Consider the following 12,749-nt stretch of genomic DNA (forward strand, 5'->3'; position numbering starts at 1 on the left):
CTGTGTTGTTTCGAATGGTTCCAAAACAGCTAATACTATCTCCAAAGTTTTTTAGTAGTCTCTCTATCAGTCATTAGAGAGACTACTATTAGTATACAACCGTTTTCATTATACCATATTTAACTTATTTTGAGCAAAAGAGTTGATAAGTTTATGTAAAAATGCTATACTGTCTATGTTGGAACTATTCGAAACAACACAGCGAGTTAAAATAAGGCTTAGTCCGTAAACAACTTTGCAAAAAAGTAGGCACCGAATCGGTGCCTGTTTTCTTATATTCATTTAGACATCAAAAAAGCTAGGATGAGCCTAGCTTTTTATTATTTACCAAGGTAGTATTCGTTTGTCACGTTCAAATCTTCGTCAAATTCAAATACCAATGGTGGGAAGTTAGGGATTTCAACATCCATGATTTCGTCGTCTGACAAGTGTTTGATGTGTTTTACAAGGGCACGGATTGAGTTACCATGTGCGCCAACGAAAACATTTTTACCGTCTTTAAGAGCTGGTGCAATTTTATCTTCCCAGAAAGGAAGGGCACGCTCAAGTGTAACTTTCAAGTTTTCAGCGTCTGGGATAACAGAGTCATCAAGTGATGCGTAACGACGGTCCGTGTGTGCTGAGTACTCATCGTCTTTAGCCATTGCTGGTGGCAATACATCGTATGAACGACGCCAGATGTGAACTTGCTCATCACCCCATTTAGCTGCTGCTTCAGCTTTGTTTTGACCAGTCAAGCCACCGTAGTGACGTTCGTTTAAGCGCCATGATTTTTCAACTGGCACCCAAAGTTGGTCAGAAGCTTCAAGCGCAAGATTAGTAGTTTTGATCGCACGTTTCAAAACAGATGTGTAAGCAACATCAAACTCGATACCAGCTTCTTTGATCAATTTACCAGCGTCGATAGCTTGTTGTGTTCCTTTGTCTGAAAGATCAACATCAGCCCAACCTGTGAAAAGGTTAGCTTTGTTCCATTCTGATTCACCATGGCGTGCAAATACTAATTTTACCATTTAGATATGTCTCCTTTTATTTAGGCAACTGCCTTTACTTACCTCCCTATTTTACACGAAAATAGGGAAAAAAGCTAGTTTTAGAGTGAATTTATTTGTGGAAACGTTTTTATAAGATGAACATTTAACAACTATTTACATCATTGTTCGTATTTTACGAATTTTATAAGGGACTATTGCCCTTTTTAGATGAAAATGATAGAATAAAACAAAACTTTCTTGGAGGATATTATGGTTTCTACTGCAACTCGTATCGGAGATTTTCAGTTTGATAACTGCTTGATGAACGCTGCTGGGGTATTTTGTATGACACGTGAGGAGCTAGAGAAGGTTGAGAGCTCTGCTGCTGGGTCTTTTGTCACAAAAACCGCTACACTAGAAGCTCGTGCTGGTAACCCTGAGCCACGCTATGTCAACACCGACCTTGGCTCTATCAACTCAATGGGGTTGCCTAATAATGGTCTTGATTATTATTTAGACTATGTCATTGAAGAGCAAAATCGTGTCGGCAGTAAGCCCCATGTTCTCTCACTAGTTGGCATGTCACCAGATGAAACCCACACTATCCTCAAAAAAGTGCAAGAAAGCGATTATCAAGGGCTTGTTGAGCTCAACCTTTCTTGCCCAAATGTCCCTGGGAAACCTCAAATCGCCTATGATTTTGAAACAACAGGTACCATTTTAAAAGAGGTCTTTAGCTACTATACTAAGCCACTTGGGATTAAACTGCCACCGTATTTTGATATTGTACACTTTGACCAAGCGGCAGCTATCTTTAATAAATACCCACTTGTCTTTGTCAACTGTGTCAACTCTATTGGAAATGGGCTTGTGATTGAGGATGAGACTGTTGTCATCAAACCGAAAAATGGCTTTGGTGGATTAGGTGGTGACTACATCAAGCCAACGGCACTGGCTAATGTGCATGCTTTCTACAAACGTCTCAATCCTTCTATCCAAATCATCGGAACTGGCGGTGTCAAAACAGGTCGTGACGCTTTTGAGCACATCCTCTGCGGTGCTAGCATGGTGCAGCTCGGTACTGTCCTCCAAAAAGAAGGTACGCAGGCTTTTGAGCGTATCACAAAAGAACTGCAAGCCATCATGGTTGAAAAAGGCTATGAAACTCTTGAAGATTTTCGTGGAAAATTACATTATATTGACTAAAAAGTTGAGCTTTTCTCAACTTTTTTATCTTTCTTTAAAAATGATTGTCAAATAGCGCTTTAGCCCTTATAATAAAAGAGACTCTATTTTAGAAAGTGAACGCTATGACCATGTCTGCTAAAGATAACTATAACACCCTTCAGATAGTCCTAAAAGCTGGGAAGATTCTCGTTGAAAGTGGCGCTGAAGTTTATCGTGTCGAACAAACCATGGGCTATATCGCAAAAGCTCTGGGCATGAAAGATTTTGATGCTTACGTCATTAGTAATGGTATCATGGCATCCGCTGTCAATGCTCAAGGGCAGCAAGAAGCTGCTATTCTCAATGTCTATGAGCAAAATATCAATCTTGGAAAAATAGAAGCAGTCAATACCCTCTCACGTCAAGTGATACTAAACCCTACACCATCTGCTAAAGCCATTTCCAAACAGCTTGATACTATTGACCGAATGCGAGACTACAATATCTGGTATTATCTCTTAGCTTATTTTGCGGGGGCTGGTGCTTTTTCACTCGCTCTTGGCAGCTCGCTAAGCGATTCATTTGCGGCTGCAATAACAGGGGTGTTTCTAGGTTTGGTGCTACATCGGGTGGGGCGCTTTGTCCACACAGGTTTTTTATTGACTATCATCGGAAGCTCTGCTGCTTGTCTATCGGTTAACCTACTGCACCTTATGGGCATTGGTCACTACCGTGGGCTTATCCTTTTAGGAGCGCTCATGATGTTGGTGCCAGGAGCTATTTTTACCAGCTCGGTCAGAGAGTTTTCGCAAAATAATTTCTCAACAGGTCTAGCTCTTTTGATGTCGTCTCTTCTTGTTTGTATCTCTATTTCTGTCGGAGTGGTGGCTGTGACTGAGCTGCTGCCTTTTGCCAATCCTCTGCAACAAAATTTTTCAGCTAATATTGAGACCGTTTTTGAGCTCATTGTACGAGTCGTTATGGCTGGTGTCGGGACAATTGCCTTTGCTATTCTCTTTCAAGTGCCAAAGCGCTATTTTCTTGACTTGGGTATCTTAGGTAGCTTGTCATGGCTTTTGTATCTCGTCATCATGTACTATTACCACCTTGAAGCGCTTGCGGTCTTTGTCCCTGGGCTTTTTGGTTCCTTTTTGTCACGTGTCTTTGCCATCAAGAGAAAATGTCCTATGACCATCTTTTTATCGACGAGTATGATGCCGCTCATTCCTGGGCTGAGTTTGTACCGTGCCATTTACTTTTTATTGACTGGCGCTGACCAGCTGGCAATGGTCTATCTACGCTCTTGCTTTATCACTGCTTTTATGATTGCACTTGCCATTAGCATTGTTCAGCAAATTCCAAGGCATTTTTTCAAAACACGCTTTTTATCCTAATGAAAAACCCTTTAATCTTATGATTAAAGGGTTTTCGCTTACCAATCTCGGTCATATTCCTCTTCTTCTTGCTCTTTTTTATCAGCTTCAGACAAGTCTTCGACTGGCTTTTTGATAATATGACCATTCTCATCTACTTCTGGCTTAATACTTCGCATATAAACCATCAGCAAAGCTATTTTAGTAATAGTAAATAAAAGTAAAATCGCTAAAAAGAGATAAAATACAGTGTTCATCTAATATCCTCTAGCAAATAATTGGTCGCTTAGGCTCTGACAGTTTTACTTGAGCCATCTTTTTGGTAGAGATTGACAAGTCCTTCCTTGCAGGCACGAATCATGTCACCCGGTTTTACAGCTTGGGGAACAGTGATGGTCAGAAGCTCCATTGGTTTTGGAGCACGCTCGATTTTATTGCCCTCAGAGTCGTGAAGGTCCTTGATGTAGCACTCAAAGTGGCGGAATCCTGGACCGTAAAACTCAACAGCGTCCCCCTCAAGGATAACATTACGCTGACGAATGGTTGCGGTCATGTTTTTAGGATCGAACGCCACCACTTCACCGACAAACTTGTATTGTGGAATTTTACGGCGAGCGCCAAAGAGCTGCTCGTTTTCGGTTGGCGTTTGGTAGTAAAATCCTGTCGCCAATTCACGTTGAGCGACTTTCCACAGCTCATCAATCAAGTCTTCCTTGATAGCTTCAAACTTTTCTGGGCTTTCCATATAAGCGTCAACTGCTGCTTTGTAGCAGTTGGTCACGGTTGAAACATAGTGGATAGACTTCATGCGCCCTTCAATCTTGAGACTATCAACACCATTTTCAATCATGTCTGGGATATTTTCAATCATGCACATATCAACAGCAGACATGGAAAACTCTTCAGGAATTTCACCTTTTAGTGAGCGGCGTTCTTGACCAAATGGCATGTCGTAGAGGTTGTATTTCCAGCGGCAAGACTGTGAACACCCTCCACGGTTGGCGTCACGATGGCTCATGTGGTTTGATAGCACACAACGCCCTGAATAAGAAATGCACATAGCGCCATGTACAAAAGCTTCAATCTCAACGCTTGTGCGTTTGCGGATTTCAGCAAGCTCAGCCATAGACACCTCACGAGCAAGCACAACACGAGTCAGACCAAGTTCTTTCCAAAACTCAAAGGTCTCGTAGTTGGTTGAAGAAGCTTGAGTTGAGAGGTGAATCTCAAGACCTGGTGCTTCTGTCGCACAAATCACGATAAGCGCTGGGTCAGAGACGATAACGGCGTCTAAGCCCATGTCACGCAACTCACGAAACCATGCGCCAGCACCGATTTCATTGCCCTCGTGGGTGACCATGTTGGCTGCGACATAGACCTTTGCTCCACGCTCATGCGCATAGTTAATGCCTTCTTGCATTTCCTCCATTGAGAAATTTCCTGCTCGGCTACGCAGTCCATAAGCCTGTCCTCCGACAAAGACAGCGTCTGCACCGTAGTCAATAGCTACTTTTAATTTTTCAAGCGTCCCAGCTGGTGACAAGACCTCTGGGCGTTTCAATGTTTTTGTCATACGATTCTCCAATTTTCAAGATTGTAAGGTGTATAAAGTAGGATTAGCATGCCCTGAAATTAGAAACTCTCTCATGCTAATCGGTGATTATTTGACCGTGTCTGGGTCAAAGTCGTAAAATCCTGTGTCCAGTCCACGTCCAACAGGGTGTAAGCGATGAATCTCCTCATCAAACAAGAAAGCTTGGTCTTGGCTAAATGTGCCTTCTTGCATCAAATCACGCGCTTTGACAAACAATTTTGCAATCTCTACAAAATTGTCCCCAGGACAGTAGATACCGTCTAGTTTCCAGTGTGTGAAGTTATGCTCAACCAGCTCAGACAGCTTGGTCATCATATCGATGTCGTTGTTGATAAAGATGTGGGTGCCATGCTTGTCCTCGTAGATAGAGTAGTGGCTGTTTTCGTCATTTGGTTCTGATAAGAACAGCCCACGCTCACGGGTCTTTTCATCATCAACGTGCGTGAAATTATAGTAATTTTGCAACAAAGGACGTTTTGAGTGATGGATGACAGAAGCACCGTAAACCAGCACTTCAGCAGGAAAGTCCAGATTTTCTGACATCTTAAAGAGCTCTTCAGATGGAATCTCACGGGCTAGCACTGTCTCAACAGCGCCGTGCTCGCCCCAGAAATTAACCTGACGACTGGATGTGACAAAGACAGAGGTGTCGTAGATGAGCTTGAAATTATAGCCATCACGTTTATTGACATAAAAAACACCTGCGTCTCCAACGACCAGATAGTCCACTTTGATTTCCTTCATCAAGTCAAGAAAGGGCTTGATATTGTCCATCATGTCTTGGTGCATGAGCGCATTGCAGGCAACGGTCAACTCACGTCCTGCGTCGTGGACAAGCTTTGCGATTTCTCGCAACTCATCATAGGTAAAATTGTGAGGGAGGCGAAGACCGTAATTTTCCTCACCAACATAAATGCGGTCCACTCCAGCAGCCAACAAATCCTTGACTTGCTCGATAGACTCCGCAGTAGCAGTAATGATTATTTTTTCCATAACAGTCCCATTTTACCACAAATTAACCCAAATGCCTATCAAAGGGCTTAAAAGTTCTCTGAAAGTGACTTTTTATTGAGACTTTTCTAGGGCATTTTCAGGATTTATGATGAAAAAATTGTAAAAATAGATGACAAACCCTAGTCTTTGTGATACTATAAATAGGAATGTTTAAAGGAGAATGCTATGCCAGCACCAATAAAACATGAGCAACACACTATTGATACCGAAAATAATGCTCATACTACCCCAAAATCGCAGTCATTTAAGGCGATTGATACAAATACAGCTAAATACAAAGATTTGGTCTTTTTTGCACAACTCTCTGGGTTTGCCATTAGCACTGTTTTCATTACCTTTTTATTTCTGACAATTAGTTTTGCTCCTTTCTGGGCGATTTCGCTCGCTCTGCTAGCTAGTTTTGGTTTAAGAATCGGTATCAAGGCACTTATAAAATCATTGAAGTAACACGCTCACACTTGAGTGTGTTTTTTCTAACTAAAAAGAGCACCTACGGCGCTCTTTTTTAATCTTTTTGTTCTTTTTTGTCTTCTTTAGTCGCTTTACTTGTCTTATCTTCTTTGACTTCTTTAGTTGCTTTTTCTTCTTTAGATTTTTTAGCGCTAGCTGCTTTTTCTTCTTGGCTGGCTTTTGCGACTTCTTCAAAGTTTTCAGCGACTTGTGCTTCTTTGTTGGCTTTGATGTCTTTTAACTCGATGATAATGTCATCAACTTCCGCTTTGACATCATCTGGGTCAACAACATCCTTGTCTGCTTCTGCGACGTCGTTGAATTTTGCTTTGACGTGGTTGATGACATCACCAGCTTTGCTGACTACTTCGTCACTTTTTTCTTTGACAGCAGAAACGACATCTTCTTTGGTCAATTCACCAGATTCAAATTTTTCTTTGTAATCGTTAAAGGTATCTACAGCTAAGCTAGAATATTCGTGCGCTTTATCTTTTGCTTTTTGGTGATATTCTTCTGGGTGTTCACGATAAGCCTTGTAAGCTTTAGCAGCACGGTCTTTGACTTCTTTTCCTTTTTCGCTACTCAAGAAATAAGCAGCTGCTGCACCTGAGGCGATTCCAACGATAATAGTACTCATCCATTTACTCATAATTTTTGTCCTCTATGTGTTATTTCCTAATCCTTTTTCTTAAACAGCTTGCTGGCTACCTTACCAACAGCAAAGGCAGAGCTGGCTTTAGCAACGCCACTTGTCACGCTACTAGCACGCTCGGTTAGGCTACGTGCTTGTGCATTGAGGTCTGACACACTCTCTGATAAGTCAGCAATGGCAACAAACAGTGGATCAATTGTCGCTACTTTGCCATTGACATCTTCGACTAGGATATTGGCTTTTGCGAGGATGTCATTTGTTTGATGCAATGTGACGTTAATGTCACTTGTTAATACTTGTAAACTTGTCTTTGCTTCATCAACGGCATTTGACAATTTGCGCAATAAAACAATCGCATATAAGACCAAAACAGCAAAGGCGATAGCGATAATGAGAACTGCTGTTTTCTCCATGTTAGTTTTCCTCCTTGGTTTCCAAATAGTAAGGACCAATGCCCTTTAGACGGCGATAAACGATAAAAACAATACCAATAATGACCAAAAGTACAGATAGCCATTGCGACACACGCATGCCCATAAAGTAGAGGCTGTCTGTGCGCATGCCTTCGATGACAAAGCGCCCACAGCCATACCAGATGAGATAAAAGGCAGTAATCTCGCCCTGTCTCCAGAGATGAGGCTTGTGGCGAGTCGCTATGATGATGATAAAGCCGATAACATTCCAAATAGACTCATAGAGAAAGGTCGGAACACGGTAGCTACCATCAATGTACATCTGCTGCCTGATAAAAGCTGGTAAGTAGTTTAAACTGTCAACTGCTTTTCCGTAGGCTTCTTGGTTAATGAAATTTCCCCACCGTCCAATGGCTTGTGCAATCATCACACCTGGTACTGCAACGTCCAAAAAGTTGAGAGGATTTATCATGCGGCGATAAGAAAAGACAAGTAAGACTAGAAGCCCTGCAATCAAGCCTCCATAGATGGCGATACCGCCATTCCAGATGGCTATAATCTCGTCTAAGTGCTGGCTATAATAGCCCCACTCAAACGCCACATAATAAATCCTTGCACCAACGATAGCTATCGGAAAGGCAAGGAGAATAAAATCTAGAATATCATCAGAGCGAATGCCCTTTTTTTCTCCCTCTTTCATAGCCAGATAAACAGCAAGCAACAAGCCAGAAACAATACAGATAGCATACCAATGAATGGCAATTGGACCTAGCTGAATAGCAATTGGGTTAATCATTGGTTTTCCTCGTGTTGGCTGATGAGTTTTGTGAGACGTTCTTCAAAGGTCTTTGTCGCATCAAAGCCCATTTGTTTAGCACGATAATTCATAGCAGCAGCCTCGATGACCACAGAGACGTTGCGCCCAGTCTTGACTGGAATGCGGATACGAGGGACTTTGACACCAGAGAGCTCGATTTCTTCGTTGCCATTTCCCAGTCGGTCAAAGTCTTTGCCTGTCTCAAAGTTTTCAAGATAAATAGAGAGTTGCACTTGTGAAGAGTCCTTAACAGAGCTAGCGCCGTATAAGCTCATGATGTCAATGATTCCGACACCACGGATTTCAAGCAGATGTCTTAAAATCTCAGCAGGCTCACCCCAGAGGGTCTCCTCATCTTTGGCAAAAACATCGACACGGTCATCAGCCACTAAGCGATGTCCTCTCTTGACAAGCTCTAAACCTGTCTCGCTCTTTCCGATACCGGAGTCCCCTTGAATCAAAACACCCATGCCATAGATGTCCATCAGAACACCATGCACACTGATACGCTCAGCTAGGCAAGAATCCAAATATCCAGAAATTTCTCCTGAGAGACGGCTAGTGGGCACATGGCTCTTTAAAATAGCGACATTGTGCTCTTTTGCCGCTCTTAGCATCTCCTCTGGAATGTCTAAATTTCTAGCGACAATAGCAGCAGGCGTTTCACTTTGAAACATCTCGCTTAGGACCTGATAGCGGTTATGTGAGGTCATCTTGGTCAGATAAGACCACTCTTTCATCCCAAAGAGCTGCAAGCGCTCAGGGGAATAATAATCAAAATACCCTGTCATCTCAAGACCAGGTCGTGAAATATCAGCTGTTGTGATTTCTTTTTCAAGATGAGAGGTATCGCCATAAGCAATCTCCAACTTCAACTTATCCACTAACATCTGTACTGTTACTGACATGTCTATCTCCTTGTTAGCAAACCCACGAATGTGGTAGATGGTTATCATTTAGTATTATACCATAATATACCCACAAAAAGACAGTTCAAAAACTGCTTGAGTGTCCTATTTTTACAGCAAAAAAAAGAAAACCTAGTCATCAACTAAGCTTTGCTTTTTTATGTTTTAGCTTGTAATCCTGTTTCTTTACCAGCTTTTCTTACCAAAACCAGCCGTCGTCATCACGGACAACCTCTGCATCTTTACGTTTTCTAGGTCCTGTTCCATACTTATCACGCTCGATATCTTCTTTGTAAGGAAGAAAGATAGCTAGCAAGATGTAGAGGATAATCCCAATTCCTGAGAAGTACATCAAAAGCGCTGCCACTACACGTGCTATAGGCAAATCCCAGCCAAACTTATCGGCTAAACCAGCCACAACACCGCACAGTAGTTTGTTTTGGCGTTTTTTATAAAACATTGATTTCATACGAAACACCCTCTCCTCCTTTTATGATATTATTGTAGCAAAAGATTGGTGAAATAAAATCAGCCTTACGACTGATTTTTGAGAATGAGCTGTCCACGGCAAGAACCGCAGACGTATTTTAAAGTATTGATACGGCGGTTTCTGCTGTAGACTTTATGACAAGATTGACATTCATAGAGATAAGCGTTGTTTTCGTTCTTAAGCCTAGGTGCATAGCGTAAGCCGTCTACCTGAGCTAAGAGTTCTTTAAACTCTTTATCCCGATGGCGAAAGCCCTTGTGCTCGTAGTAGAGATGGTAATGGCAGAGCTCGTGCCGTACAATTTTACGAAAAACCTCACAGCCAAAAGCTTGGTAAATCTTAGGATTAAAGTCCAAATGACCATCCGCTGGAAAGAAGCGCCCGCCAGTTGTTCTTAGGCGAGTGTTCCAATAAGCTTGGTGCAAAAAGGGCTTGTTAAAGTCTTCTTGGGAGACTTTTTTGACATACTCAGTTAAGTTCATTTGGCGCAACTAAGGACAGGTTAATCTTACCACGTTCAGTGTCAATCTTTGAGACCCAAACCGTTACAATATCACCGACAGAGACCACTTGGCTAGGGTGATTGATAAAGGTCGTGCTCATCTGCGAGATGTGAATCAAACCATCATCATGGAGACCAATGTCCACAAACGCCCCAAAGTCCACGACATTACGCACTGTGCCTTCTAGCTTTTGCCCAAGAGACAGGTCTGAAATGTCCAAAATGTCTTGGCGAAGGACTGGAGCCGCAAAGTGGTCCCGCAAATCACGCCCTGGTTTTAGCAAGTCCTCGATGATGTCTTTTAGTGTTTCTTGCCCGATAGCGAGTTCTTCTGCCATATCAGCGACTTGAATAGCTTGCAATCTTTGCTTGCTGCTGTCGTCTAGCTGAGTGATGTCCAGCTTATCAAGCAGACGCTCAACTGCCTTGTAGCTCTCTGGGTGAACGCCCGTATTATCAAGGAAATTGTCAGACTCTGGAATACGCAGGAAACCAGCTGCCTGCTCGAAGGCTTTTTCCCCTAGACGTGGGACTTTTTTGATGTCTTGACGTGAAGCAATCATGCCGTTTTCCTCACGGTATTTGACGATATTTTCAGAAATGGTTTTGTTCAATCCTGAAACGTGAGATAAAAGGGCTGGGCTTGCGGTATTGACATTGACACCGACTTGGTTGACCACGGTATCCACGACAAAGTCAAGGTTTTCAGCTAGTTTTTTCTGGCTGACGTCATGCTGGTATTGCCCCACGCCGATAGACTTGGGGTCAATCTTGACCAGCTCAGCTAGCGGGTCTTGGAGGCGACGAGCGATGGAAATAGCTGAGCGCTTTTCAACTGTCAGGTCCGGAAATTCCTTTCGTGCCAACTCACTAGCAGAGTAGACCGACGCTCCGCTTTCATTGACAATGACATAAGAAACAGCTAGATAGTCTTTGAGCACTTCAGCAACGAAAGCTTCGCTCTCACGGCTGGCTGTACCGTTTCCGATAGCGATAATCTCAATCCCAAAGTCCTCGATGAGCTTCGCCAAGTCTTTTTTGGACTGAGCAATCTTAGCTTGGTTGGCTGGTGGGACCGGGTAGATGACTTGTGTGGTGAGGAGTTTTCCTGTTTTATCCACTACAGCTAGCTTTGCTCCTGTCCTAAAGGCAGGGTCAAAACCGAGCACCATTTTTCCTTTTAGGGGTGAGACCAAGAGAAGATTGCGCAGGTTTTGTGCAAAGAGTGAGATAGCGCCGTCTTCGGCACGCTCTGTCAATTCTGAGCGAATGCGACGCTCCATGGCGGGAATGATTTTTTTCTTCAGCGCTTCTTGAATGGCTTTTTGGATGTAGGCATTTTTTTCTTTGAAACGAGCCTCCACAAAGCGTGTCATGACATCGAGATTATGCTCAAAGTGCACTTTTAAAACGCCCTGCTTTTCCCCACGATTGAGCGCTAGGACACGGTAGCCCTGCATTTTGCGCACAGGCTCGCTAAAGTCGTAGTAAATCTGATAAATCTTTTTCTCATCAAGCGACTCATCCTTGAGCGTTGATGTAATGAGACTATGCTGCTCGATTTCACGATTGACAAAGGAGCGAATGGACACGTCCTCAGACAAGGCTTCAATCAAAATATCAACTGCTCCTAAAAGAGCCTTGTCCGCTGTCTCAAATCCCTCGCAAACAAAGCTCTCAGCTTCTGCTTCAAGCGACGCTTTATTTTGCAAAATGAGACGTGCCAGAGGGAAAAGCCCAGCTTCACGAGCAATGGTCGCCTTAGTGCGACGTTTTTCCTTGTAAGGTAGATAGAGCTCCTCTACATCTGCTAGTTTGCTGGCGTCCTCAATGGCTTTTTTCAGCGTTTCAGTGAGCTTCCCCTGCTCTTCAATCTTGGCAAGAACGGCTGCCTTGCGCTCAGAGAGGGCCGTGAGGGACTTGTCCAGCTCGATAATGCTCTTGATTTGAACCTCATCGAGATTTCCCGTTAGCTCCTTACGATAACGAGCGATGAAAGGGATGGTGTTGCCTTCACTTGTCAGCTCGATAACTTTTTCAACCTGCTGGTCACCTAGACCAAGATCTGTAGCGATCTGTTTGATATTTGCATTTTCCATACCTTCCATTATACCACAAGAACAGGCTAAAGATAAGAGGACATCATTTTAATCCCAAAGCTCCTAGCCTAGGGAGTTTTTTGCTCTGCTATTTTAAGACAAGTGTAGTATAATAATCATCAGTGAGTTTTCTCACAGTTTTTTAGAAAGAAGGATTTTTTATGGCGATAACACATAAACGTTCAGACGATTTAGAGCGCAGATTCGCTCAATTTGCGACTATCATCGACCCTGAGCAAGAAAAGAAAAAACAAAAAGACGCTAAAGATAAAAAAGATAAGGAAACCATCTAGCCT

General features: G+C 42.9%; 14 protein-coding genes and 1 pseudogene. 4 read left to right on the forward strand and 11 right to left on the reverse strand.

What is annotated here, in order from left to right; all coding sequences use genetic code 11:
* Positions 1-320: 320 nt before the first annotated feature.
* On the reverse strand, positions 321-1,013 hold the full coding sequence (locus G5B60_RS07850) for a phosphoglycerate mutase (RefSeq protein ID WP_115268903.1): 693 nt from the start codon (positions 1,011-1,013) through the stop codon (positions 321-323).
* A 231-nt stretch (positions 1,014-1,244) separates the two neighbouring features.
* Between G5B60_RS07850 and G5B60_RS07855 the strand changes: the two genes are divergently transcribed.
* Entirely contained in the window at positions 1,245-2,180 is a 936-nt protein-coding gene (locus tag G5B60_RS07855) for a dihydroorotate oxidase (RefSeq protein WP_164683518.1), read from the forward strand.
* 110 nt (positions 2,181-2,290) lie between these two features.
* Positions 2,291-3,535, forward strand: a complete 1,245-nt coding sequence (locus tag G5B60_RS07860) for a threonine/serine ThrE exporter family protein (RefSeq protein WP_164684249.1) — start codon at positions 2,291-2,293, stop codon at positions 3,533-3,535.
* Between the two features lie 38 nt (positions 3,536-3,573).
* On the opposite strand, the gene G5B60_RS07865 is transcribed toward G5B60_RS07860, so the two are convergent.
* The 3 genes from G5B60_RS07865 to G5B60_RS07875 form a co-directional block, all read right to left on the reverse strand.
* Positions 3,574-3,771 (reverse strand): hypothetical protein, encoded by a 198-nt coding sequence (locus G5B60_RS07865; protein WP_164683519.1) that lies wholly within the window; start codon positions 3,769-3,771, stop codon positions 3,574-3,576.
* A 29-nt stretch (positions 3,772-3,800) separates the two neighbouring features.
* Complete coding sequence (locus G5B60_RS07870; RefSeq protein WP_164683520.1) at positions 3,801-5,087, reverse strand: peptidase U32 family protein; 1,287 nt, start codon at positions 5,085-5,087, stop codon at positions 3,801-3,803.
* An 87-nt stretch (positions 5,088-5,174) separates the two neighbouring features.
* Complete coding sequence (locus G5B60_RS07875; protein WP_164683521.1) at positions 5,175-6,101, reverse strand: peptidase U32 family protein; 927 nt, start codon at positions 6,099-6,101, stop codon at positions 5,175-5,177.
* 186 nt (positions 6,102-6,287) lie between these two features.
* Between G5B60_RS07875 and G5B60_RS07880 the strand changes: the two genes are divergently transcribed.
* Positions 6,288-6,569, forward strand: a complete 282-nt coding sequence (locus tag G5B60_RS07880) for a DUF3270 family protein (RefSeq protein ID WP_164683522.1) — start codon at positions 6,288-6,290, stop codon at positions 6,567-6,569.
* 217 nt (positions 6,570-6,786) lie between these two features.
* Here G5B60_RS07880 and G5B60_RS07885 read toward each other — a convergent pair.
* From G5B60_RS07885 to G5B60_RS07915, 7 genes and pseudogenes are all read right to left on the reverse strand, one after another.
* A pseudogene (locus G5B60_RS07885) lies at positions 6,787-7,221 on the reverse strand (YtxH domain-containing protein); the annotation flags it as partial.
* 26 nt (positions 7,222-7,247) lie between these two features.
* On the reverse strand, positions 7,248-7,637 hold the full coding sequence (locus tag G5B60_RS07890) for a DUF948 domain-containing protein (RefSeq protein ID WP_115268889.1): 390 nt from the start codon (positions 7,635-7,637) through the stop codon (positions 7,248-7,250).
* Position 7,638: 1 nt separating this feature from the next.
* Positions 7,639-8,433 (reverse strand): prolipoprotein diacylglyceryl transferase, encoded by a 795-nt coding sequence (lgt, locus tag G5B60_RS07895; protein ID WP_164683523.1) that lies wholly within the window; start codon positions 8,431-8,433, stop codon positions 7,639-7,641.
* A complete protein-coding gene (gene hprK / locus G5B60_RS07900; RefSeq protein WP_115268885.1) occupies positions 8,430-9,362 on the reverse strand; it encodes an HPr(Ser) kinase/phosphatase in 933 nt (310 codons plus the stop codon). The genes lgt and hprK overlap by 4 nt, the downstream gene beginning before the upstream one ends.
* A gap of 199 nt (positions 9,363-9,561) precedes the next feature.
* Positions 9,562-9,831 carry a PspC domain-containing protein gene (locus G5B60_RS07905; protein WP_115271596.1) on the reverse strand — a complete coding sequence of 90 codons (270 nt, stop codon included), beginning with the start codon at positions 9,829-9,831 and terminating at the stop codon, positions 9,562-9,564.
* A 65-nt stretch (positions 9,832-9,896) separates the two neighbouring features.
* A complete protein-coding gene (locus G5B60_RS07910) occupies positions 9,897-10,334 on the reverse strand; it encodes a SprT family protein (protein ID WP_164683524.1) in 438 nt (145 codons plus the stop codon).
* Positions 10,321-12,453, reverse strand: a complete 2,133-nt coding sequence (locus G5B60_RS07915) for a Tex family protein (protein ID WP_164683525.1) — start codon at positions 12,451-12,453, stop codon at positions 10,321-10,323. Before G5B60_RS07915 ends, G5B60_RS07910 begins: the two co-directional genes overlap by 14 nt.
* A gap of 161 nt (positions 12,454-12,614) precedes the next feature.
* On the opposite strand from G5B60_RS07915, the gene G5B60_RS07920 reads away from it, so the two are divergent.
* On the forward strand, positions 12,615-12,746 hold the full coding sequence (locus G5B60_RS07920) for an SPJ_0845 family protein (protein WP_115268879.1): 132 nt from the start codon (positions 12,615-12,617) through the stop codon (positions 12,744-12,746).
* Positions 12,747-12,749: the final 3 nt, after the last annotated feature.

It is taken from the genome of Streptococcus hyointestinalis (assembly GCF_011039275.1).
Taxonomy (GTDB): Bacteria; Bacillota; Bacilli; order Lactobacillales; family Streptococcaceae; genus Streptococcus; species Streptococcus hyointestinalis_A.